A 22,460-nucleotide genomic window follows, 5' to 3' on the forward strand; every position below is an offset into this window, starting at 1 on the left:
CCGCGTTTGTGGCTGTAAAAGTTAACGAAATTGGCACCTCCGCAAAACAGTCGCGATACCGACGTGATACCGACGTGCCAAAGCAGCTGTTTTCGACGGAGATTAACCTTTGATTTACCTTGTTAGGACAGTGTTAAGACATGTCTAAAGCACCTGACTTTGACGAACGGCCGCTGCCGCTTTTTGAGGCGGACGAAGCTCCCATTTTGCCACTGCCTTCCGGCAAACTGCCCTCTTATGTCGCCGATCACCGCAAGCGTCTGCGCAGCCGTTTTTTATCAGGCGGGGCACAAGCTTTGCTGGATTATGAGCTACTGGAATTGCTGCTCTTCCGCGCCATCCCCCGACAGGATGTGAAGCCTCTGGCACACAAACTCATTGAAATATTTGGAGATTTTAATGGCGTCGTGAGTGCTCCGACAGCGCGGCTGGCTGAGGTTAAAGGTGTCGGAGACGCGGTGATCTGTGAATTGAAAGTGGTCGAAGCCGCCGCCCAGCGTCTCGCCCGCGCCCGCGTCATGCACCGCCGCGTGCTCTCCGATTGGCAGGCTCTCCTAGACTATTGCCACACCACCATGTCGCATCGCGACACGGAACAGTTTAGAGTGTTGTTTTTTGACACAAAAAACACGTTGATTGCGGATGAAGCGCAAGCCCAGGGCACGGTAAACCACGTTCCGGTTTACCCCCGCGAAGTCGCCAAACGCGCTCTGGAGCTTAATGCCAGCGCCTTGATTTTGGTACACAATCACCCGTCCGGTGACCCAACGCCATCAGAGGCCGACATCACCATGACTCAGCAGATAAACTCGGCTTGTCAGGCCCTGTGTCTGACCCTGCATGACCATATTATCATTGGAAAATCTCAGGAACTCAGCTTCCGCAGCGAGGGTCTTTTGTCGGTCACTTGACCCACACCTCGACCCGCCGATTCACCTGCCGCCCCCAGGCGCTATCATCACACGCCATCGGCATTGCCTCACCAAAGGCATGGACCAGCAAATCGATCCGCTCCGGGTTGGCAGTTTCCGCCGCAGATAGCACAGCCTCTTTCACCACTTTGGCGCGCTTTTCGGCAATTTGGAGGTTGCCCGTTGCAGGCCCTTCACCGTCCGAAAACCCAACAAAATAAAGGCTTCTGGCATCATACATCCCCGCTTCCAGCGCCCGCGCCAGTTGCTGAACATTGGAGCGCGACTGCGCGTCCAGCTTGGTGGACCCGGTCTGAAACCGGAACGAAGTCGACAACCGTTTCATGCCCGACAACGTGCCCACCATCTCCTGAATCGCCTCCAGCGACACCTCTTTGCCAGCAGACGCAATCGCGTTGGCAAACCGGTCTCCCTGGTGATTGATAGAAATCTCTTCAGCTGTTTGATCCACAAACCCGGCTCGCCGAATGACAATCTGAGCCGACGGACTCCGGGTGTATCTCAGAAAATCCCGCGCCAGTTTTGGCAACCTCCGCGCCGGAAAATATAGAAACATCGGGGCGTTAAGGGGATAATCCTCGGTTTTGATCGTGCGCCGCGACGCCGCCAAAGAGTAGCCGCACTGGCCTGTCAACGTCAGGTGTTTGGCATTGCCCGTCTCGGCATAAGACGCAATGCCAATCGCAAAAGGGTCACGCTCAACCGCACTCACCATCGCCAAATTCCGCTCGTGACGCACAACCGCTTCGGCCAATGGCATCTTCGAGGGCTTCATCAACTGATCCTCGGCAGCCTGCGCGAAGCCAGATTGCGGCGCCATCAAATGCAACGTAATCGGTGCGTCTGGCCCACCCAATTCGCTCCAGTTCGTAATTTTTCCTGCAAAAACATAAGCCAACTGGTTAAGAGACACAGACGAAACGGGGTTCGCGGCAGACACCACTGGCACCATGCCATCCAATGCCAAGACCCGACTGCGGTTTGCATCCCCCATGTCACCCAAGCCAGCCTCATATCCCAGCTGAGCCTCTCTTGGTCGAATTTCACGCAAAGACATCGCAATGTCCGCTTCATCGGCCAAAAGATCGGCAAACCCCTCGTCTGCATTGCTGGCATGAAAATCAAAGGTCGCCAACCTCTGCTCCGTCTCCGGTTCATTCAAATGGTATGTGAATCGGTGCACAGACTCACTCTCGCGAGTCACCAGATAGCCTTCGCTCAAGGCAAATGCCTCCAGCAACGCCGGCATCAACACTTCCGCCATGGTCGAAGATCCAGAGATCGAAACTTCGGCTACGTAGTTGATAAGATTGGGGCATCCTGGCCCCTCACACCACACACCGGAACCGTCAACAGTCAGCTCACCATAGATGGTTTCGACACGATAAAACTCCCCGTCAAACCCCAGCAACGTCCCTGAGATTTCGACCTCGCCGTCGTGCGACTTCAAAAACACGTCCTGTGCATGGCCGGAAGACACTCCAACCAAAACAAAAAGTGCGGCGCAAACCGCCGCACGAAACTGCATCATGATGATGTCCTGACCGCCAGCTTAATTTTGCGCGATTGTCAGGTCTTCGACGAGGTTTTTCAACACCAGAAATTCGCCAATTGCCGAGCAGTCCGGCATTTGTAACTCAAGATCATGCGGACTCTCTATTCGTCCCTGCCGCAAGGACCAGCTTTGCGCTGTAAGACGTTTGCCGCAATTGGTTTTGGTCACTTCAGCTTCGACACTAACCTTAACATCCCCAACGTGGGTCGAGAGGCCCGTAGGAAACGTATATATCTCCGCCTGTCCAGAGACTGGCAACTCCGAATTTCCGAGCGAAATCAAAAAGCCACCCTTGCCACCGGCCAGTGCGCCAACATCACGGGGTTGCTCCCGCCACACATGACCAGCCTCTCCGTATTGCGCCCCAAACTCGCGGGCGTGAAGTTCAGCACCTTTGTGGCCATCCCAAGCAATCACCACCCGGTCGTAAAAGGAAAGACTGTCCACAACAGTTTTTGTGTGAGCAGTATCGCCGTTTGCAAAAGCCACACTCACATTTGCCTCTTCTTCCAGTGCAGGGATCAGAACCGTCATCACGCCTTCATCTGGCATCAGCATGTGAAATATCAAATTCGCGTGCTGGAACATAACCACTTCGTGGGCATGGCACGGCGCCGAGAGCCGCAAATCGATAAGCGCACCTGCCGCAGGCTCGGCAGACATGGCAAGCGCACACCCCAAACGGGGCGCGGTCTCTTCTGTTGGCAAAATGCTGACGGGAATATCGTCCGCAACAGCAATCAACACCGGCTCCTGAAGAAGCTCCGCTCCGTGCCGGTAGTCGTTTGGCAACAATGGCAATGCCGTACCGTCAATCCTCTGCGGGCCGACAAGGTTGTGTGGCACTGGAACAGGGGCGCCTTCAAAATGGCCCGGAGCATTCTCATCGGTAACCAAAATGGCCGCTTCGGACGTCTGCATTGCAAAACCAATGCACATCGCCACCGCTATTGTGGTAAGGGACAGCGCATACCGTCGATAGACATGTTTAAAGGTGGGCATGATTGCTCCCGTGTCTGAATCCTGCTTCCGGGGCAATTTCACAAAGAAAAAGGGCGCCCATAAGGCACCCTTTTGATCTTTATCTGTCGGGTTTCGGCGCTGATTAAGCCAAGCGCCCGTGACAATGCTTGAACTTTTTACCAGAGCCACAAGGACAATCTGCATTCCTACCAGGATTACCCCAGGTCGATGGATCGCTCTCATCAAAACCCGCCAACGCCTCTCCTGTTGGCTCTGAAGACGGTTGCGCAGGCGCGGAACCCGCCTGTGCTTGCGCCATCAGGGCCTGCTGACGCATCACCATTTCCTGCTGCAGCTGATGCTGCTCTTCTTCAGAGATAGGACGCACCCGAGACAGTGTTGTTGTGACGTCTTCGCGCAAACTGTCCAGCATGCTTTCAAACAGTTGGAACGCTTCGTTCTTATATTCGTTCAGTGGATCACGCTGTGCATAGCCACGGAACCCAACCACCGAACGTAGGTGTTCTAATGTCAAAAGGTGCTCGCGCCATTTTGTGTCGATGGTTTGCAGCAGGATTTGTTTTTCAACCATGCGCATGGCTTCCGGACCAAAGTTGGTCGCTTTAGCAGCCATCATCTCGTCCGCTGCATCCTCAAGACGTTCGCGGATATTATCATCATCCACACCTTCTTCAGCTGCCCATTCGATTACGGGCACATCAACCCCAAGATGCTCGATGGAGGCGGCGTACAGACCTTCGGTATCCCACTGATCTGCGTAAGTCTTGGGTGGCAAATGTTGTTCAACCAAGTCGCCAATCACTTCGTGGCGCATATCCTGAACAATCTCAGACAGATCCGCCGCTTCCATAATCTCGCGGCGCTGCGAGAAGACCACTTTACGTTGGTCATTCATCACGTCGTCAAATTTCAAGAGCTGCTTACGAATGTCAAAGTTGCGGCCTTCCACTTTGGCCTGAGCGCGCTCCAGAGATTTGTTTACCCAAGGGTGCACAATCGCTTCGCCCTCTTTCATGCCAAGCGAAGACAGCACCTTGTCCAGACGATCGGAACCAAATATGCGCATCAGGTCATCTTCCAAGCTCAGGAAGAAGGACGACCGCCCCGGATCCCCCTGACGGCCCGAGCGACCGCGCAGCTGGTTGTCGATACGACGGCTTTCATGGCGTTCGGTTGCTAGAACAAACAGACCACCAGCATCTTTGACAGCTTGCTCATCTCCTTCATGCGCCGCCTCGATCTCCGCACGAATTTTCTCGTGGTCTCCATCCGGATTAGCGGCGATGGCTTCCAAGACTTTAAACTCGACGTTGCCGCCAAGCTTAATATCAGTCCCCCGGCCAGCCATATTTGTAGCAATGGTTACGGCGCCCAACTTACCGGCATCCGCAACAATCTGTGCTTCCTGCTCGTGCTGCCGTGCGTTCAATACGCTGTGCTTTACACCCGCTTTTTCAAGCATGCCCGACAGGAACTCGGATTTTTCAATTGAGGTCGTACCAACAAGGATCGGCTGGCCCTTTTCGTTGGCCACTTTGATCGTATCGACAATTGCGTCAAATTTCTCACGCGCGGTTCGGTACACGGCATCGTCTTCATCCAGGCGCGCCACACCGCGGTTGGTTGGAACCTCAACGACACCCAAACCGTAGATCTCCTGGAACTCTTCAGCCTCAGTGGCGGCCGTACCGGTCATACCGCCAAGCTTGTCATAAAGACGGAAGTAGTTCTGGAAAGTCACCTGCGCCAGCGTCACGTTTTCAGGCTGAATGTCACAGGCTTCTTTGGCCTCAATTGCCTGATGTAGACCTTCGGACAAACGACGGCCAGCCATCATACGGCCCGTGAACTCATCAATCAGAACAACTTGTCCGTCGCGAACAATGTAATCTTTGTCTTTGATGAAAAGCTTATGAGCGCGCAACCCTTGGTTCACGTGGTGCACGATAGAGGTGCTCTCCGGATCATAAAGACTCTGACCTTCCGAAAGCAGACCGCGCGCGTGAAGATGCTCTTCTAGGAATTCATTGCCATCATCAGTGAAGGTGACGTTCTTGGATTTTTCATCAAGCGTATAGTGATCATCACGCAATTCCGGGATCAGCTTGTCAATCGCATTGTACATGTCCGAGCGATCCTGAGATGGCCCAGAGATAATGAGAGGAGTCCGGGCTTCATCGATCAGAATGCTGTCGACCTCATCCACAATCGCGTAGTGATGTTTACGCTGCGACATGTCGGCCAACTCGCTTTTCATGTTGTCGCGCAGGTAATCAAAGCCCAACTCGTTGTTGGTCGCGTAAGTCACGTCACAGGCGTAAGCAGCGCGCTTCTCATCCTCGGGCTGCTGCGGATACACAACACCCGTGGTCATACCCAAAGCGCCAAAAACATTGCTCATCCATTCCGCGTCACGCTTGGCCAGATAATCGTTCACGGTCACAATATGGACGCCCTTGCGTGTCAGAGCATTCAGATAGGCCGGGAAAGTTGCCACAAGGGTTTTACCCTCACCGGTCTTCATCTCCGAGATATTGCCCTGATGGAGAAAGATGCCCCCCATCAACTGCACATCAAAAGCTCGCAATCCCAATGCGCGCTTTGCTGCCTCGCGGCAGTTGGCAAAGGCTTCCGGCAAAAGCGTATCCAAAGACTCACCACCTTTTGCACGATCGGACAACTCTTTGGTTTTGTCCTTGATGCCTTCGTCGGTCAGCTTCTCAAACTCCGCTTCCAACGCATTGATTTTTTCAACGATCGGACGCGTCGCCTTGACCTTACGATCATTAGGCGTGCCAAAAACTTTTTTGGCGATTTTTCCGAAACCGAGCATATAACTTGTCCTTCGTTGACGCTTGTTGCGTGGCTACTTCTTGCTGTCCCGGCTCTGTGCTCCTAGAAACGGGGAAACAGCCTGTTTGCCTTGACCATAAAGCGATGTAAGGGGCGTCAGGAACAGTGTCAACGCCGCCAACCCGCGCGGCACAAGCCAAGGACAAAACGATGTCAAAACACCTCAACTTCTTGCGTGCTAGCGTGATTGCTTTCTGTGGCGCTTTGCCTGCTGTTGCCCAGGAAACACCATCGCTTGACACCGTCGTGGCTTCTGTAAATGGAGAAGTCATCACGCTTGGCGAAATGATCTCGGTTCGCGCGGGTTTGCCTGAACAATATCAGTCAATTCCAAGTGATGTGCTGTTCGGTAGCATCCTGGACCAACTGGTACAACAAACTGCGCTGGCGCAAAGCCTTGGCGAAGCCATTCCCCAGCGTGTTGAAATTGCGTTGAACAATGAGCGCCGTACTCTGTTGGCTGCAGAGGCCCTTGAAGCTTTTGTTCTGCAAAACGAGTTGAGCGACGACGCATTGCGCGCTGCCTATGATGACAAATACCAAGGGTTTGTTGGCGAAGACGAATACAATGCGAGCCACATTTTGGTTGCCACTGAAGAAGAAGCCAACGCGATACGCAAGGACCTGACCGGCGGCGCCGATTTCGCAGAAACAGCAATGGCCAAATCCACTGGCCCGTCCGGTGCATCCGGCGGCAGCCTTGGTTGGTTTGGCACCGGGCAAATGGTTAAACCGTTTGAGGAGTCCGTGATGGGGCTCGCAGTGGGAGAAATCTCTCAACCCGTGCAAACGCAATTTGGCTGGCACCTGATTCTGCTGAATGACGCTCGCAAATCTCTCGCACCATCGTTCGAAGATGCTCGCTCGGAGATCGAAAATGACGCACAGCGGCGCGCGGTAGAAGCCTTCATCGCGACCACCGCCACTGCAGCAGATATTGATCGAACCGGCGCCGATGCCATCGATCCCGGCGTTTTGGGACAAATCCAGTTGCTGAGCCCAAACGCAGCGCAGGATCAGTAAATGGCAAAGATCGAACATATTTCGCCGCTTGCGCCTGAGCACTTTCCAAACCTTCCGGTCATCGGGGGTGTCTCCTTCTCCGCCATAGAAGCAGGCATTAAATACAGTGGGCGCAAGGACGTTATGCTGGCTGTTTTGCAGCCTGGCAGCACCGTTGCGGGCGTGTTTACCAAGTCTGCAACGCGATCTGCTGCGGTGCTGGATTGTCAGACGAAGATTGGTTCGGAAGACCCTTCCGGAGCGGCCATCTTGGTCAATGCGGGCAATGCAAATGCCTTTACCGGAAGTAACGGTGAAAGCTCTGTCCGCGCGGTCACGCAGGCTGTTGCAGCGTGCACCGGTTTACCGGAGAGCCGAGTATTCACCTCCTCAACAGGTGTGATTGGGGAACCTCTTCCTCACGGCCGGATCACCAGCAAATTGGAAGCTTTGCGCGGCGAATTGTCGGAAGACAATATCGAAGATGCAGCAGAGGCCATTCGTACCACGGATACTTTTGCCAAAGGGGCGTGTACGTCCATTAAGGTCGGGGACAAAACGGTCAACATCGCTGGCATTGCCAAAGGGTCCGGCATGATCGCACCTGACATGGCAACAATGCTGGTCTATATTTTCACCGACGCCAAGATCAGCCGCGCAGAGCTTCAAACACTGGTCTCCGAGCTCAACGAAGTCACTTTCAATGCCATCACTGTGGATAGCGACACATCCACGTCCGACACACTCCTTGTGGCGGCGACAGGCGCCTCAGAAGTGGAGTTATCCAGCGACTCCGTAGAGTTCAAAAATGCGCTTCACGACGTAATGCGCGACTTGGCACACCAAGTTGTGCGAGATGGCGAGGGCGCAACAAAGTTTGTCGAGGTCAAAGTAACAGGTGCCCAGACTACGGCCGACGCACGCATCCACGCCTCCTCCATCGCAAATTCACCGCTCGTCAAGACCGCGATCGCAGGCGAAGACCCAAACTGGGGACGCGTCGTGATGGCCATAGGCAAGTCAGGTGCAGCCGCGGATCGCGACCTCTTGAGCATTCGATTTGGTGACCTCTTGGTGGCCGAAAACGGGTGGGTGTCTCCTACCTACAAAGAGGAAGACGGCTCCGACTATATGAAGCAGCAGAACATTGTTGTGCACGTAGACCTGGGTTTGGGCGATGCAGAGGACACCATGTGGACCTGTGACTTGACCCACGGCTACATCACCATCAATGCGGATTATCGCTCGTGAAAACTGTTTTAGTGGCCGCTGTCGCCCTTATCGACGTCGATGGACGCATTTTGCTCGCTCAAAGACCCGAAGGAAAATCCATGGCCGGATTGTGGGAGTTTCCGGGGGGGAAGATCGAAGCCGGTGAGACCCCCGAGGTAGCATTGGTTCGTGAGCTCAAGGAGGAGTTGGGCATCGACACCTGGGAAAGCTGCCTAGCGCCTCTGACCTTTGCCTCGCACAGCTACGACGACTTCCACCTGCTCATGCCACTCTTTGCGTGCCGCAAATGGAACGGTATCCCGACTGCACAAGAGGGCCAGACCTTGGCATGGGCAAAGGCCAAAGATCTGCGCAATTACGAAATGCCACCTGCAGATATTCCGCTAATTCCGATCCTCAGGGATTGGCTCTAAGCGTACAAGATGTGCATTTGATCGGCTTTTGGGCGACATTTTGTAGCAGTATGAGAAACCGACACCTTTCCTAGAGAAAGATTGTGTCCTAACATGAAACCTATGTAACGGGCCATGTGCACGAAATGTTAACCAATTTACTGTTTCTTCGATGTCAATCAAATGGGGATTTTTGACATGCTTAAGACGATCACAGTTGGAAGTTGTGTTTCTATTCAGGGTCAGGTGATCAAAAACCTACCCGACGGGCGGGTTTCGATCCGCGTAGGAGACACGGTCTACTCTGGGAAACCAATCTCCTAAGAGCAAAGACAATCTAAAGAAAAAGGCCGCCTCTCTCGAAGGCGGCCTTTTTCTTGGCTTGTAGCGCAGACGCTGGATTAATCCAGCGTCCTTGTGACTTCTTCTCGTTCGAAGATTTCGATGACGTCGCCAGCGCGCACATCGTCATAGTTCTCAAATGCCATACCGCATTCTTGACCAGACTGAACTTCCGCAACTTCATCTTTGAAGCGCTTCAGCGTCTTCAGTGTGCCTTCGTGGATAACCACGTTGTCACGCAGCAGTCGCACACCCGCCGAACGGCGTGCAACACCTTCGGTGACAATACAACCAGCCACTTTGCCAACACCGGTCACCTTGAAGACTTCTTTAATCGCGGCATAGCCAATGAAGTTCTCGCGAATTTCTGCAGACAGCAGGCCAGAAGCCGCCGCTTTCACATCATCCACCAGGTCATAGATCACCGAATAGTAACGGATTTCCACGCCTTTTTGGTTGGCTGTGTTACGAGCGGACGTGTTTGCACGAACATTGAAGCCCATGATCGGAGCACCGGATGCTTCGGCCAACCCAACATCGGTTTCTGTGATCGCACCAACACCGGAGTGTAGAACACGCACACGAACTTCGTTGTTGCCGATCTTTTCCATCGCCTGAACGATCGCTTCAGCGGAACCTTGCACGTCAGCCTTAACGAGAATTGGCAGCTCCGCCACATTCTCATCTTCTTTGGCCTTCTGCATCAGTTGCTCAAGCGTTGTGGCCGCACCAGCTGCTGCACGTTTGTCTTTCGCAGCTTGCTCACGGTATTCAGCAATTTCACGCGCTTGCGCTTCGGTCTCTGTGACGTTCAGAACGTCGCCCGCTTCCGGTGTACCATTCAGACCAAGCACCTCAACTGGCACCGATGGGCCAGCTTCTTTGACGCGCTCACCTTTGTCATTAATCAGCGCACGTACCTTTCCGTACTGCTCACCCACAACGAAGATATCACCCTGACGCAATGTGCCTTTCTGAACCAGAACAGTGGCAACCGGACCACGACCAACATCAAGTTGAGCTTCAATCACCGCACCCTGTGCAGCACGATCCGGATTGGCTTTGAGTTCCAGAATCTCCGCCTGCAGCGCAATGGCTTCAAGCAACTGATCCAGACCCTGCCCAGTGTGCGCGGAAACTTCCACGTCTTGCACTTCGCCGGACATAGCTTCCACAATCACTTCGTGTTGCAACAGCTCTGCGCGAACCTTGTTTGGATCAGCCGCAGGACGGTCGATCTTGTTGATTGCCACGATCATTGGCACTTCGGCGGCTTTTGCGTGTGCAATCGCTTCGACAGTTTGCGGCATGACAGAGTCGTCTGCTGCAACAACCAAAACCACAATGTCTGTTACCTGAGCACCACGAGATCGCATCGACGTAAACGCCGCGTGACCTGGAGTATCGAGGAACGACAGCGTCACATCTTCGTCGGTTTGCACCTGGTACGCACCGATGTGCTGTGTGATTCCGCCAGCTTCGCCGGACACAACCTTGGCGTCCCGGATGGCATCCAGCAGAGAGGTTTTACCGTGGTCAACGTGACCCATGATGGTGATAACAGGAGGACGCGGCTGCATTGCGCCGTCATCGTCTTCCACATCGGAAATCACATCTTCGACGTCCGCATCGGAGACACGCACAACGTTGTGGCCAAATTCTTGAATGATGAGTTCCGCAGTATCCGCATCAAGCGTTTGGTTCTGCGTCACCATCATGCCCATGTTCATCAACGCTTTAACAACGTCAGCGACACGTTCCGCCATACGGTTCGCCAGTTCAGAAACCACGATGGCTTCTGGCAGCTGAACGTCACGAATAACCTTTTCACGCTCAACCTGGCCACCCATGGCTTTCTGACGCGCACGTTCCTGCTTGCGCTTCATCGCTGCCATAGACCGGTGACGGTTGTTCTCACCACCAGTTGCCTGGCCCAATGTCAGCTTGCCAGAACGACGCCCATCGTCGCGGCCTTTGCCACGACCACGCTGGTCACGCTCACGGTCTGCCTTGCGCGGTGTTTGCGCTGGCGCAGGTTTGCCAGTAGGCGCTCCGCGACCTTGCGGCGCAGAAGAAGGCGCAGGAGCAGCAGCTTCCGCCGCGGCGCGCTTGGCGGCAGCATCAGCAGCTTCTTTCTTTTTACGCTCTTCGTCCTCGGCCTTTTTACGGGCGCGCTCCTCAGCTTCACGCTGTTCACGTTCTTTGGCTTCTGCTTCCAGCCGGCGGCGTTCACGGGCTTCCGCGCGGGCTTTTTCTTCGGCCTCACGCTTCGCAGCATCTTCGGCTTCACGCGCTTTGGCGGCTTGAAGCGCCTTTAGGCGGCGTTCCATTTCCGCATCAGAAATACCAGACGGACGCCGAGAGGGGTCGCCACCAGCTCTTGTAGGTCCGCCACCAGTTTTGGCCGCGCCGGGCTTAGGCACCACAACGCGCTTACGCTTGGTTTCCACCACGACATTTTTCTTACGTCCATGGCTGAAGCTCTGCGTTACATTGCCGGGGCGGTTGCCGCCGCGCAGACCCAAGGTTTTTTTACCGTCGTTATCGCTCATCTGGCTGTCTTGTCCTTCCCGGAGGCCGCTGCCACCGTTTCTTCGCGTACGCCTTTTAATCTTAGGGCTTCCTCTACAACACGTTTTGTGAGTCCGCCAGACGCAAGCGCTCCATGTATCACAGTTTGTCGCCCAAATGCCAAACCCAATTCAGCAGATGAGAGCCAATCTATGTGGTGACCTCCATTTGGAGGCCTTAGTTTCGATTTGCCGCGCTCTGAACCATCGCTGGCCTGCAGCAGGACTTTGGCTTCGTCTTTGACTAACCAGTCCTTTACTTTTTCGTACCCTGTCACCGCCGAGCCGGATTTGCGTGTCAAGCTGATCAGCTCAACCGTCCGGCGCCCCAACTGACGGGCCACTTCCTCCACCAAGTCATCAGGCACAGTTACCTGCTGTTTGGCAGCACGAGCAAAGACACCCTTTTTGGAAGCCTTTGCTAGAATTTCCGCCGACGCTGTCACCCACATACCCCGTCCGGGCAACTTGCCTGTAACATCCGGCACAACCTGGGCATCCGGCCCAACGACGAACCGCAGTAGCCCTTCTGTTGGCGCCACAGCGCCGGTGACAATGCACTTACGCTCTGGCGTTTCACCCTTTTTGCCGGAACGGCCACCGCGACTCATTTCACGCCCACTGAGGCCTGAGATCAGGCCTCAGCCTCCTCAGATGTGTTTTCGTCTTCTTCTGCGGCTTCCGCTTCCAATTCAGCAGGATCAACCCATCCCAAAACGATGCGGGCGGTCATGACCATGTCCTGCGCCTCTTCCAGCGTCACACCAAAAGGCTCAAGAACACCGTCATCTTTGATACGTTCGCCGCCATCGGTGGTCCAACCACCAGCAAGCTCCCAGTCAGCGCAGGTTGCAAAATCTTCGAGGTTCAACACACCGTCTTTGGCCAAGGCCTCGATCATCTGAGGCGTCAGCCCCTCAAAGGCAACCAAGCTATCCTGAACACCCAGCTCACGGGCAGCATCCAAGGCCGCTTTGTTTTTCGCGTCGATGAAATCACGCGCACGGGCTTGGAGTTCGCCAGCTGTGCCTTCGTCAACACCATCGATGACCAACAGCTCGTCGATTTCCACATAAGCAACCTCTTCGAGGTTGGTGAAGCCTTCGGACACCAGAAGCTGAGCAAAGAACTCGTCCAGATCCAGCGTTTCCATAAACAGCTTGGTGCGCTCTTCGAACTCTTTCTGACGGCGCTCGGATTCTTCCGCTTCGGTCATGATGTCGATGTCCAGCGCGGTCAGCTGGCTGGCAAGACGCACGTTCTGACCACGGCGACCAATCGCCAAAGACAACTGCTCGTCCGGTACAACAACTTCGATTTTGCCGGCCTCTTCGTCCAAAACAACTTTGGAGACTTCCGCTGGCTGCAGTGCGTTCACCAAGAAGGTTGGCTGATCTTCGTTCCAAGGGATGATGTCGATTTTTTCGCCTTGCAGCTCATTCACCACAGCTTGAACGCGGGAACCGCGCATACCGACACAGGCACCCACTGGATCAATCGAACCATCGTGCGAGATCACAGCGATCTTGGCGCGGGAACCTGGGTCACGCGCCACTGCTTTGATGTCGATGATGCCATCATAGATTTCAGGCACTTCCATCTTGAACAGCTCAGCCATGAATTCTGGCGCGGTCCGGCTCAAGAAAATCTGGTGGCCACGTGGCTCACGACGCACTTCTTTGATGAAGGCACGCACACGATCGCCGGACCGGTAGCTCTCTCGGCCAATTTTGTCGTTGCGACGCAACACCGCTTCGGCGCCACCCACATCAACAATCACATTGCCAAACTCTTCACGCTTTACTGCACCGTTGATGATGGTGCCGGCGCGGTCTTTGAAATCTTCGTACTGACGATCACGCTCAGCTTCGCGCACCTTCTGCAGGATCACTTGCTTTGCGGATTGGGCGGCGATGCGGCCCATTTCAACCGGTGGCACTTCTTCGACGAACTGCTGACCGATTTCCGGGTTTTCCATGTATTGTTTTGCCTGCTCGACGGTGAACTCGGCCTGGTAGTTTTCCAGAAGATCATCTTCAACAACCGTACGCACACGCGTGAAAGTCGCCTTACCGGTCTTGCGGTCAATAGACACACGAATGTCCATTTCGGCGCCGTAACGGCTTTTGGCGGCACGGGCGAGCGATTCTTCCATCGCTTCAACCACGAGACCCGGGTCGATCATTTTCTCCCGAGCAACGGCTTCGGCGGTTTGCAGCAGCTCAAGCTGGTTTGCAGAGGTGATTGCCATGGTATTACTCCTCAGACTCGCCGGGCGCTTGCTCGCCGGTCTCAATGTCGTCAAAATCGTCTTCGTTCAGAATGCCCGCTTCTTTGCGCGCTTTCAGCATTTCCTTAATCAGGTCATCGGTTAACATCAGCTTGGCATCCGCCAACCAGTCAAAGTTCAGGCCCACCGTGACGGTCTCTCCCTGATCTTCGATATTGATCAAAACGTCCTCGCCTTCGATGCCGGCCAAAACACCACGAAAGCGTTTGCGTCCGTCGATCAGTTCGGCGGTCTCAATCTTGGCCTCATATCCTTCGTAGGCGTCGAAATCTTTGAGCCGTGTCAACGGACGATCCACACCTGGGCTGCCAACCTCAAGTGTGTAGGAATCCGACAACGGATCCTCAACATCCAATACCGCGCTGATCGCATTTGAAATCTGAGCGCACTCATCCACTTCAATGCCACCGCCAGGGCGCTCGGCCATGATCTGCAGGGTGTGAGATTTTCCGCCCATGAGACGCAAACGCACCAACTCAAACCCCATGTCTTCGACGACTGGGGCAACAATATCTGCCAGCTTGCGGTCGATCGCCGCTTTGGCAATGAGGTCACTCATAGGCATATTCCAAGCACAAAAAAACGGGCCCGCGGCCCGTCGATCTTTCCCGGTGGAGCGTTCAGGCTAACCCGACCGCGCCGCTGTTGAGAGGGATATACGTTGACAGAGGCGAGTCTGCAAGCCCCCTTGGAAAATATGCCTAAGCCCGCCACCAGCGTTCCGCAATTCGCGCGTTGTCGAGCGCATATTGGGCTCCGATGGTTTTGGGCGTGACAATGGCTTTTGAGGTTGCTTGCAAATGATTGGCAAACGCCGGCACAACAAGGCTGCCGTCTTTCTGAACCAGGTGTTGAAGCTCACCATAGAGACCTTGCCGCTTTTGCGCATCCATTTCAGATCGCGCATCAAACAAAAGCTGCTCTGCTTTGCTATCCTGCCAGCCGGCGTAGTTCCAACGCCCGCCTGGCGCCAGATATGTCGACATCGCCCAATCCTCCGTGGCCCTTCCTGCCGAAAAATGCAGCGACGCCTTCGAGTAGCTGTCTGTGACATCCACTTGCAGCCCCACGTGCGCCATCTGCGCGACAAAGGATGCCAACACCGGGGAAAAGTCCCGCATCGACTGCGGCGACACCCCAACCGACAACCGATCTGCACCAACATCTTGCAAAAGCGATCTTGCCCGCTCTGGATCATGCACCAGCGCTGCAGTCACATCAGAAAAATATGGGTTCGCGGGCCCAATTGGCGTATCTCCACCAACTTGGCCCAAACCCAACAGGCTGTCTTGTACAAAGGCCGGGCGGTCCAGGGCGTATTTCACTGCGCGCCGAACTGCCGCGGCCTGTTGCGGATCAAGGTTGCCTCCAACTGCAAAACTGTAGTGCTGATTCCCACTCAAGTTCTGAAGAGACATCCCAGACTGGGCCGTTATCTGATGCGCATGTGCCGGCGCGATCTGCGCCGCAACATCAACGCCCCCTTCAAGGAGCGCATTGAAGCGCGCGGAGGGGTCTGTGTCACTGAGAAGGTGAAGTGCTTCAAAGAAACCCGCCTTTGTTCCCTTGTAATGGTTCTGTAAACGGCGTGCACGCAGCCCCTGCCCCGGCAAGAACTCTTCCACCTTGTACAGTCCCGTGCCAATTCCATTTTGCATCGCAAGCTCAACGTAACCGGCCGGATAGATCACCAGATGATAGTCCGACAAAAGGTACGGGAAGTCAGCATTGGGCGCATGCAACGTGAATTGCACCTGATGTGGGCCAAGCGCCTTCAACTCGGAAACGTCCCGCAGCAGCGGTTCAACCGGTGATGTGTTTTGCCCAATGTGCAAAGCAAAGGTCTCAAGCACATCTTGAGCCACAAACGCCTTACCATTGTGAAACTGCACACCTTCGCGCAAATCAAAGGTCCAGGTTCGCGCATCGGCACTGGCCGTCCAGCTTTCCGCCAATTCGCCGCGCAACGCGCCATCCGGCCCAATTTCAGTCAGACAATCAAAAACCGCGCCATGGCAAGCCGCCATCATAAAGAGGCTATCGTGAGATCGCGTATCCCATGTGTCGCTTGACCGCGCACCGGGCAACACCGCCCGCAGAGTGCCGCCGGATTTTGGCGTGGCCGCAGCCAAGCCAAAACCTGACGCCGCCAGCACACCTGCTGCGGCACCGGTGGTCAAAAGGCTACGTCTGCTAATGCGTGACAAAGTCAAACTCCGGGTGATCGGGGGTAGATGAGAAAGCCATCTGGCCCCAATGTCCAGACGTTTTGCTAAATCCGCGCCAAATCATCCATGATGCGCACAAGTTCTGCACTGATCCCTGGCTCCGACAGCGCGTGGCCTGCGTTGCGAATAACCCGCAAGTCGGCCATGTCGCCCCAGGCCGTCGCCAAATCATACGCCGCCTTTGGCGGGCAGATCATGTCATATCGCCCTTGTACAATGTATCCGGGAATATCTTTGAGCACCGTCATATTCGCGAGAATATGTCCGTCGGTTTCAAGAAAACCTCTGTTGCGGAAGTAGTGATTCTCTAACCTCGAAAACGCGCGCGCATATTCGGCTGGCGCTTCGCCACCATGGCCATTGGAATACACTGAGGCCAAGGCGTTTTCCCAACTCGCCCAGGCGCGCGCAAACTTGATCTCGGTCGCACGATCCCCACAAAATAGGCGACGATGATAGGCCTCAATCAGGTCGCCTCTCTCTTCTTCCGGCACAAGATCAGAAAATCGCGCCCAAGGTTCAGGCCAGAAATGGCCTGCACCACCGCCATAAAACCAATCGAGCTCCGATTGGGTCATCAGAAACACACCGCGCAAAACCAAACAAACTGTCTGCGCGGGATGAGATTGCGCATACAGAAGTGACAAAGTTGCGCCCCAGCTGCCACCAAAGACGATCCATTCGTCAATCTCCAGCGTATCCCGAATAAGTTCCATGTCCGCCACAAGATGCCAGCTGGTGTTGTTTTCCACCTCAGCATGTGGCCGGGAATGGCCACAACCACGCTGATCAAAAAGGATCACGCGATAGACATTGGGATCAAAATAGCGCCGCATGGCCGGGCTGGACCCGCCACCTGGGCCACCATGCACCACAACAACTGGCAAACCGCTTGGATTGCCCGACTGTTCGACGTAGATGCTGTGCCCATCGCCCACGTCCAGCATCCTCTGGTCAAACGGCTCGGCCGGGGGGTAAAGGTAGTGCACTGCGCGCTTTTGGCCCGAGTTTTTGTCCATGTCCTACCTATAATGGTTGCGACGCCCAAATGAGCATGGAGAGTTCAAAATGCAAGCCACCAATACCACGGTAGATCCTGCCGAAGTGGCCAAATTCGAAGCCATGGCCGCTGAATGGTGGGATCCCAACGGTAAGTTTAAGCCGTTGCACATGCTCAACCCATGTCGTCTTGATTACATTACGACGCAGATTGCTACGGAGTTCAATCGCGACTTGACCGAAGCTCGACCTTTTGAGGGGTTGCGCTTGCTCGATATCGGATGTGGCGGTGGATTGTTGTCAGAACCAATGGCCCGCCTTGGTGCAAAGGTTGTGGGCGCAGATGCTGCAGGCGGCAACCTGCCAGTGGCGCGCATCCACGCCGAACAATCCGGTTTGGAAATCGACTACCGCCACACAACCGCCGAAGCCATGGCAGAGGCTGGCGAGCAATTTGATGTCGCTCTCAATATGGAGGTGGTCGAACACGTAGCGGACCCACTGAGTTATATGACGGCCTGCCAACAGCTGCTCAAATCCGGCGGCTTGCACATTTGCTCGACCATCAACCGCAACCCAAAGAGCTTTGCGGTCGCCATTGTTGGTGCAGAATATGTCATGCGCTGGCTGCCCAAAGGGACTCACGAATGGCACAAATTCATCACCCCGGATGAGCTGTTTGATTTAATTGAGAAATCCGGCTTAACACCAGTGGATCGCAAGGGTTTTGTCTTCAACCCGATCAGCTGGCAATGGTCCATTTCGGACAAAGACCTGAGCGTCAACTACGTGACCGCCAGCACCAAGCCCTGACAGCCTATTCCTCGAGCTTTAGACGAAGCTCGCGCAAGATCGGGAGCGCTGCGCGCACCCGATCATCCCCCAAACGGCTGACCATGTCGTTGATGATCGGCTCCATGCTGGCCAGCGCGGCATCGCGGGCCTGTCGGCCTGCCGGGCTGATCGCGACCATCTTACGACGCGCATCGTCCCAATCCGGGCGGATATGCACGTATCCTGCGGTTTCCAGCTTGTGCAGTGTATTGGTCATCGCGCCACGGGTGAGGTGAAACGTCTTGGCCAACTGTGCCGGGCTGCGCTCAACGTTGGAGCGATCCAGATGATTCAACACAGAGAAATGTGAAAGTTCCATGCCTTTTGGCAGAACTTTGGACAAACGGGAGCGCGCAAGCTGATCCACCATCAGAATCTCGCCAAACAGCGTAATCGCCAATCCGCTTTTGTCGTTCATTTAGGGCCCGCTGAAGTCTCGGTCGTGTTGTAGGGACGGCACTTGCCTACGGGCCTTCTGAACCAATGTCAGATCAAGATCAACAAGCGTGACTCCCGGTTCCGTACCGGCGTCTGCCAAAACTTCGCCCCAAGGGGCCACAACCATGGAATGCCCATGGGTTTGACGCGATTGCCCCTTAGACGCTGAATGCTTCCCCGTTTGCGCTGGGGCGATGACAAAACACCCGGTTTCGATGGCGCGTGCACGCAACAAGGTTTCCCAATGCGCCTTGCCGGTGACATGCGAAAAGGCTGCGGGAACGGTTAGGATGTCCGCACCTGCCTGAGCCAGCGCACGGTGCAGACGCCCAAACCGCACATCATAGCAGATCGACAATCCTAGTTTGCCAAACGGCGTTTGTGCGACAACGGCTTGCTCGCCCGGCCGATAGCCATCTGATTCCCGATAGGTCTCTTCCGGCGTGACATCCACATCAAACATGTGGATTTTGTCGTAGCGCGCCACGATGTCGCCGGTTGCGGAGATCACAAAGGATCGATTCGCAAAACGTCCGTCAGCGTCGCCGGTTTTTAGCCCGAGACTTCCAATCAGGAGCCAAAGACCCAGTTCCGCACACAAAGCCTGAAGGCCTGCAAGTGTCGCGTCCTCAGCTTCCAACCTAAGCACAGCTTCCTGATGGTTACGACTGGTTGAGAGGCAATTCATCACCTCCGGTAAAAAGGCAAACTCGGCCCCTTGCGCCTTGGCTTCGCGCAGCATGGCACTCGCCGTTGCCAGATTTTCTTCAGGCAAGTCCGAAGACGTCATTTGAAGCAAAGCCGCGCGCATGGTCAGTTACGCCGCCAACAAAGGATCAAGCTTGCCAGCGCGCTCCAACGCATAAAGATCATCACAGCCGCCAACATGAGTGTCGCCAATGAAAATCTGCGGCACGGTACGCCCACCGTTGGCCCGTGTGATCATTTCCGGTTTGCGGTCAGGATCCTGCAAAACATCAATCTCAACAAACGTGACGTTCTTCTGAGTCAAAAGCCGTTTGGCGGCGTGGCAAAAACCACAAAGTGGGCTGGTATAAATCTCGACCGGCTGCATGGCGTGTCCTTATGTCTTCCTGTGTTCCGTTGTCCGGCATTTAGGCATCCTTTGCAACGCACGCCAGTGTGGCAACACACACTTCTTTGGCATTAGCCGTGAGACAAGCCTGCGTTGCAGCGCGCAAAGTTGCACCGCTGGTCAAAACGTCATCGACAAGCAATATCTTGGTACCTTGCATAAGGTGCAGCTTTTTTCGATTTGGCTCGATCGCGCCGTGCAATTTTTGGGCACGTTCATCCGCACCAAGCCCTTCTAACCCCCCCAAGCCTTTTACACGCACCAAAAGGGTCGGACAGAAGGCGATCTCCGACAAAGTTGCCAATTTTTCTGCTAGCAAAGCCGCCTGATTGTACCGCCGTTTTAAAAATCGAAGGCGGTGCAGAGGCACCGGCGTAATGACATCGACATCATGCAACAAGGGCCGCGAAGCCTGCAAAAGCCACTTTGCCGCCGGCCAGGCAATGTCGGTCCGGTCCCCATGTTTAAACCCTAAGATTAATTTGCGACCTGCCCCACGATACAACAGCGCAGCGCGCCCCCGCTTCCAGGGCGGCGGATCCGCAAGGCAATCGTCACACACAACGCGCAACTCACTTGGCTCAGCAGTAACCGGACGGCCACAACAATCGCACACCACACCTCCAATGAACGCTGTTTGCCCCCAACAATCTGCACATAGTCCAAAGTCGCTTTCGACCATGTGGCCACAAGCCACACAGCGTGGCGGGAACAAGAGGCGTATGGCGGTTTGAATCTTCATCTTCACCCGCCTATTGTCCGCACCATGCAAAATAGCCCTCACCTCACTGATACACGTGCACTGCGCCGCAACCGAACGCGCGCCAACCGAACCACCGGCATGTTTCTGCAAAGCGCAGCCATCGCCGAAGTTCAGGATCGCCTCAGCATGGTTAACAGAGAGTTTACGGCGCCCGCCATTGTGACCGGGTTTCCGGACGTTTGGGACACTTGCCTTCCAGACGCAAATTTGGTTCCTGATAGCGATGTTTTAGATCTACAACCGCAACACCATGATCTGGTGATTCATGGACTGAGCCTACACTGGGCTGATGACCCGGTTGGGCAACTCATTCAATGTCGACGCGCTTTGAAAGATGATGGCTTTTTTCTTGCAGTGACTTTTGGCGGTAAAACGCTGCATGAACTTCGGGCATCGCTAGCACAAGCGGAAGTGGAAATCACCGGTGGCCTGTCCCCTCGTGTGGCTCCTATGGGTGAAATCCGCGACCTGGGCGCTCTCCTGCAGCGCGCCGGTTTCGCTCTTCCGGTCGCTGATACGGTGCCACTAAAAGTCACCTATGAAAGCCCCTGGTCATTGATGAAAGATCTGCGCGCTATGGGCGAAGGCAACGCGTTGCAAGAACGTTTACGGAAGCCAACCCGTCGCTCCATTTTGATCCGCGCTAGCGAAATCTACGTAGACTCTTTTCTAGAGAAAGGGCGTATTCCAGCGACCTATGAATTGATCTTTCTCACCGGTTGGGCGCCGGATGCCACCCAGCAAAAACCGCTGCGCCCTGGCTCAGCCAAAACCCGTCTCGCGGACGCGCTCAGCACGTCTGAAATCAAATTGCCAAAGTGACACTCTTACAGGGACTTCAGCACATGACCCAAGCTACATGCCCGGCCCACGCCCCCAAAGACCACCCGAAGGTGGCCCGTGGCAAAACCGGCATTCTCCTGGCAAACCTCGGTACGCCAGATGATTACACCTATTGGCCAATGCGTCGGTATCTGAACGAATTTCTGTCAGACAAACGTGTGATCGATTACCCATCCTGGAAATGGCAGCCGCTCCTGCAACTTATCATCCTGACAAAGCGTCCCTTCTCAAGTGGTGAAGCCTATGAAGCCATTTGGGACAAGGAACGCGGTGAAAGCCCGCTAATGGTGATCACCAAAGATCAGACGGCCAAGATCAAAACTTCGATGGAAGCCAAATATGGCGACCAAGTCATGGTGGATTTTTGTATGCGCTATGGCAACCCGTCCACCATTTCGAAAGTGCGTAGCATGGTGGCAGCGGGCTGCGAGCGGATCCTGTTTTTCCCGCTTTATCCGCAATATGCCGGGGCCACGTCTGCAACCGCCAACGACCAATTCTTCCGCGCACTCATGGAAGAAAAATGGCAGCCTGCGGCGCGCACAGTGCCTGCGTATTTCGACCATCCAAGCTACATCGACGCTTTGGCCAAATCTGTAGAAAACGCTTATGACTCTGCTGAAAAGCGCCCTGAACTGTTGGTTGTGTCTTACCACGGGATGCCAAAGCGATACCTGCAAGAGGGCGATCCCTATCACTGCCAATGTCAGAAAACCACACGCCTGCTGAAAGAGCGTCTGGGGTGGGCAGACACGGACTTGTGCACAACTTTCCAATCTCAGTTTGGACCTGAAGATTGGCTGCGCCCATATACGGTTGAAGAAGTGGCGCGCCTTGCCAAGGAAGAAGACAAAACCAACATTGCAGTTGTTGCGCCTGCATTTTCAGCCGACTGCATCGAAACGTTGGAAGAGATCAACGAGGAAATCAAAGAAAGCTTCGAAGAGGCTGGCGGCAAAGATTTTCTCTACATTCCTTGCCTGAACTCTGACTCGGCACACATCACCGCACTGTGCCAGATTATTGATGAGAACCTAGGCGGTTGGGTGACCTAACCCAACCCAATTCCCTGTTTCACAAATGTTCAGCAGGAACTCAGAACAACA

At 54.8% G+C, this 22,460-nt stretch carries 20 protein-coding genes and 1 pseudogene; 7 read left to right on the forward strand and 14 right to left on the reverse strand.

All coding sequences use genetic code 11. The features are described from left to right. The first annotated feature begins 140 nt into the window (after nucleotides 1–140). Entirely contained in the window at nucleotides 141–911 is a 771-nt protein-coding gene (radC, locus tag JXR15_RS03580) for a RadC family protein (protein WP_422051858.1), read from the forward strand. Here radC and JXR15_RS03585 read toward each other — a convergent pair. Genes JXR15_RS03585 through secA form a run of 3 tightly spaced genes read right to left on the reverse strand, consistent with a single transcriptional unit; the run spans nucleotide 904 to nucleotide 6,304 of the window. After that, nucleotides 904–2,463: a substrate-binding domain-containing protein gene (locus tag JXR15_RS03585; RefSeq protein WP_422051859.1), complete on the reverse strand. Its 1,560-nt coding sequence runs from the start codon at nucleotides 2,461–2,463 to the stop codon at nucleotides 904–906. The two genes, radC and JXR15_RS03585, sit on opposite strands and share 8 nt — an antisense overlap. 21 nt (nucleotides 2,464–2,484) lie before the next feature. Next, complete coding sequence (locus JXR15_RS03590) at nucleotides 2,485–3,693, reverse strand: translocase (RefSeq protein WP_422051860.1); 1,209 nt, start codon at nucleotides 3,691–3,693, stop codon at nucleotides 2,485–2,487. Then, complete coding sequence (secA, locus tag JXR15_RS03595; RefSeq protein ID WP_422051861.1) at nucleotides 3,593–6,304, reverse strand: preprotein translocase subunit SecA; 2,712 nt, start codon at nucleotides 6,302–6,304, stop codon at nucleotides 3,593–3,595. The genes JXR15_RS03590 and secA overlap by 101 nt, the downstream gene beginning before the upstream one ends. Before the next feature lie 170 nt (nucleotides 6,305–6,474). On the opposite strand from secA, the gene JXR15_RS03600 reads away from it, so the two are divergent. The 3 genes from JXR15_RS03600 to mutT are packed head-to-tail and all read left to right on the forward strand — an operon-like array spanning nucleotide 6,475 to nucleotide 8,972. Then, nucleotides 6,475–7,347: a foldase protein PrsA gene (locus tag JXR15_RS03600; protein ID WP_422051862.1), complete on the forward strand. Its 873-nt coding sequence runs from the start codon at nucleotides 6,475–6,477 to the stop codon at nucleotides 7,345–7,347. Beyond that, a complete protein-coding gene (gene argJ / locus JXR15_RS03605) occupies nucleotides 7,348–8,577 on the forward strand; it encodes a bifunctional glutamate N-acetyltransferase/amino-acid acetyltransferase ArgJ (protein WP_422051863.1) in 1,230 nt (409 codons plus the stop codon). Beyond that, nucleotides 8,574–8,972, forward strand: a complete 399-nt coding sequence (gene mutT, locus JXR15_RS03610; protein WP_422051864.1) for an 8-oxo-dGTP diphosphatase MutT — start codon at nucleotides 8,574–8,576, stop codon at nucleotides 8,970–8,972. Before argJ ends, mutT begins: the two co-directional genes overlap by 4 nt. A 380-nt stretch (nucleotides 8,973–9,352) precedes the next feature. On the opposite strand, the gene infB is transcribed toward mutT, so the two are convergent. The 6 genes from infB to pip all read right to left on the reverse strand — a co-directional run bounded on the left by infB (nucleotide 9,353) and on the right by pip (nucleotide 17,400). Then, nucleotides 9,353–11,845: a translation initiation factor IF-2 gene (gene infB, locus JXR15_RS03615; protein WP_422051865.1), complete on the reverse strand. Its 2,493-nt coding sequence runs from the start codon at nucleotides 11,843–11,845 to the stop codon at nucleotides 9,353–9,355. Beyond that, on the reverse strand, nucleotides 11,842–12,474 hold the full coding sequence (locus JXR15_RS03620; RefSeq protein WP_422051866.1) for an RNA-binding protein: 633 nt from the start codon (nucleotides 12,472–12,474) through the stop codon (nucleotides 11,842–11,844). The genes infB and JXR15_RS03620 overlap by 4 nt, the downstream gene beginning before the upstream one ends. Before the next feature lie 23 nt (nucleotides 12,475–12,497). Continuing rightward, a complete protein-coding gene (gene nusA / locus JXR15_RS03625; protein WP_422051867.1) occupies nucleotides 12,498–14,114 on the reverse strand; it encodes a transcription termination factor NusA in 1,617 nt (538 codons plus the stop codon). A gap of 4 nt (nucleotides 14,115–14,118) precedes the next feature. Then, a complete protein-coding gene (rimP, locus tag JXR15_RS03630; protein ID WP_422051868.1) occupies nucleotides 14,119–14,712 on the reverse strand; it encodes a ribosome maturation factor RimP in 594 nt (197 codons plus the stop codon). Between the two features lie 142 nt (nucleotides 14,713–14,854). Continuing rightward, the gene (locus JXR15_RS03635) at nucleotides 14,855–16,360 is read right to left on the reverse strand and encodes an ABC transporter substrate-binding protein (protein WP_422051869.1); all 1,506 of its coding nucleotides are present in this window, start codon (nucleotides 16,358–16,360) and stop codon (nucleotides 14,855–14,857) included. Nucleotides 16,361–16,425: 65 nt separating this feature from the next. Next, nucleotides 16,426–17,400 carry a prolyl aminopeptidase gene (gene pip / locus JXR15_RS03640; RefSeq protein WP_422051870.1) on the reverse strand — a complete coding sequence of 325 codons (975 nt, stop codon included), beginning with the start codon at nucleotides 17,398–17,400 and terminating at the stop codon, nucleotides 16,426–16,428. 49 nt (nucleotides 17,401–17,449) lie between these two features. On the opposite strand from pip, the gene ubiG reads away from it, so the two are divergent. Then, nucleotides 17,450–18,193, forward strand: a complete 744-nt coding sequence (ubiG, locus tag JXR15_RS03645) for a bifunctional 2-polyprenyl-6-hydroxyphenol methylase/3-demethylubiquinol 3-O-methyltransferase UbiG (protein WP_422051871.1) — start codon at nucleotides 17,450–17,452, stop codon at nucleotides 18,191–18,193. A gap of 4 nt (nucleotides 18,194–18,197) precedes the next feature. Here ubiG and JXR15_RS03650 read toward each other — a convergent pair whose 3' ends face one another. From JXR15_RS03650 to JXR15_RS03670, 5 genes and pseudogenes are all read right to left on the reverse strand, one after another. Further along, the gene (locus tag JXR15_RS03650; protein WP_283424381.1) at nucleotides 18,198–18,632 is read right to left on the reverse strand and encodes a MarR family winged helix-turn-helix transcriptional regulator; all 435 of its coding nucleotides are present in this window, start codon (nucleotides 18,630–18,632) and stop codon (nucleotides 18,198–18,200) included. After that, a complete protein-coding gene (locus tag JXR15_RS03655) occupies nucleotides 18,633–19,463 on the reverse strand; it encodes a carbon-nitrogen hydrolase family protein (RefSeq protein ID WP_422051872.1) in 831 nt (276 codons plus the stop codon). It abuts the gene before it with no gap. A 6-nt stretch (nucleotides 19,464–19,469) separates the two neighbouring features. Beyond that, nucleotides 19,470–19,727 carry a glutaredoxin 3 gene (gene grxC / locus JXR15_RS03660; protein WP_422051873.1) on the reverse strand — a complete coding sequence of 86 codons (258 nt, stop codon included), beginning with the start codon at nucleotides 19,725–19,727 and terminating at the stop codon, nucleotides 19,470–19,472. Between the two features lie 40 nt (nucleotides 19,728–19,767). After that, on the reverse strand, nucleotides 19,768–20,145 hold the full coding sequence (locus JXR15_RS03665) for a ComF family protein (protein ID WP_422052243.1): 378 nt from the start codon (nucleotides 20,143–20,145) through the stop codon (nucleotides 19,768–19,770). 159 nt (nucleotides 20,146–20,304) lie between these two features. Further along, nucleotides 20,305–20,490, reverse strand: a pseudogene (locus JXR15_RS03670) (double zinc ribbon domain-containing protein); the annotation flags it as partial. 24 nt (nucleotides 20,491–20,514) lie between these two features. Here JXR15_RS03670 and JXR15_RS03675 point away from each other — a divergent pair. Both JXR15_RS03675 and hemH read left to right on the forward strand, forming a co-directional pair. Next, nucleotides 20,515–21,333: an SAM-dependent methyltransferase gene (locus JXR15_RS03675; RefSeq protein WP_422051874.1), complete on the forward strand. Its 819-nt coding sequence runs from the start codon at nucleotides 20,515–20,517 to the stop codon at nucleotides 21,331–21,333. Nucleotides 21,334–21,356: 23 nt separating this feature from the next. Continuing rightward, nucleotides 21,357–22,409, forward strand: coding sequence for a ferrochelatase (gene hemH / locus JXR15_RS03680; RefSeq protein ID WP_422051875.1), 1,053 nt, complete (start codon nucleotides 21,357–21,359; stop codon nucleotides 22,407–22,409). Nucleotides 22,410–22,460 lie beyond the last annotated feature (51 nt).

The sequence above is a fragment of the Shimia sp. genome, assembly GCF_049116215.1.
In the GTDB taxonomy this organism is placed as follows: Bacteria; Pseudomonadota; Alphaproteobacteria; order Rhodobacterales; family Rhodobacteraceae; genus Shimia.

Coding starts and splice junctions, on each gene's coding strand:
- radC (WP_422051858.1), top strand. CDS start 141: ATGTCTAAAGCACCTGACTTTGACGAACGGCCGCTGCCGCTTTTTGAG.
- JXR15_RS03585 (WP_422051859.1), bottom strand. CDS start 2,463: ATGATGCAGTTTCGTGCGGCGGTTTGCGCCGCACTTTTTGTTTTGGTT.
- JXR15_RS03590 (WP_422051860.1), bottom strand. CDS start 3,693: ATGAGAGCGATCCATCGACCTGGGGTAATCCTGGTAGGAATGCAGATT.
- secA (WP_422051861.1), bottom strand. CDS start 6,304: ATGCTCGGTTTCGGAAAAATCGCCAAAAAAGTTTTTGGCACGCCTAAT.
- JXR15_RS03600 (WP_422051862.1), top strand. CDS start 6,475: ATGTCAAAACACCTCAACTTCTTGCGTGCTAGCGTGATTGCTTTCTGT.
- argJ (WP_422051863.1), top strand. CDS start 7,348: ATGGCAAAGATCGAACATATTTCGCCGCTTGCGCCTGAGCACTTTCCA.
- infB (WP_422051865.1), bottom strand. CDS start 11,845: ATGAGCGATAACGACGGTAAAAAAACCTTGGGTCTGCGCGGCGGCAAC.
- JXR15_RS03620 (WP_422051866.1), bottom strand. CDS start 12,474: ATGAGTCGCGGTGGCCGTTCCGGCAAAAAGGGTGAAACGCCAGAGCGT.
- nusA (WP_422051867.1), bottom strand. CDS start 14,114: ATGGCAATCACCTCTGCAAACCAGCTTGAGCTGCTGCAAACCGCCGAA.
- rimP (WP_422051868.1), bottom strand. CDS start 14,712: ATGAGTGACCTCATTGCCAAAGCGGCGATCGACCGCAAGCTGGCAGAT.
- pip (WP_422051870.1), bottom strand. CDS start 17,400: ATGGACAAAAACTCGGGCCAAAAGCGCGCAGTGCACTACCTTTACCCC.
- ubiG (WP_422051871.1), top strand. CDS start 17,450: ATGCAAGCCACCAATACCACGGTAGATCCTGCCGAAGTGGCCAAATTC.
- JXR15_RS03650 (WP_283424381.1), bottom strand. CDS start 18,632: ATGAACGACAAAAGCGGATTGGCGATTACGCTGTTTGGCGAGATTCTG.
- JXR15_RS03655 (WP_422051872.1), bottom strand. CDS start 19,463: ATGCGCGCGGCTTTGCTTCAAATGACGTCTTCGGACTTGCCTGAAGAA.
- grxC (WP_422051873.1), bottom strand. CDS start 19,727: ATGCAGCCGGTCGAGATTTATACCAGCCCACTTTGTGGTTTTTGCCAC.
- JXR15_RS03675 (WP_422051874.1), top strand. CDS start 20,515: ATGCAAAATAGCCCTCACCTCACTGATACACGTGCACTGCGCCGCAAC.
- hemH (WP_422051875.1), top strand. CDS start 21,357: ATGACCCAAGCTACATGCCCGGCCCACGCCCCCAAAGACCACCCGAAG.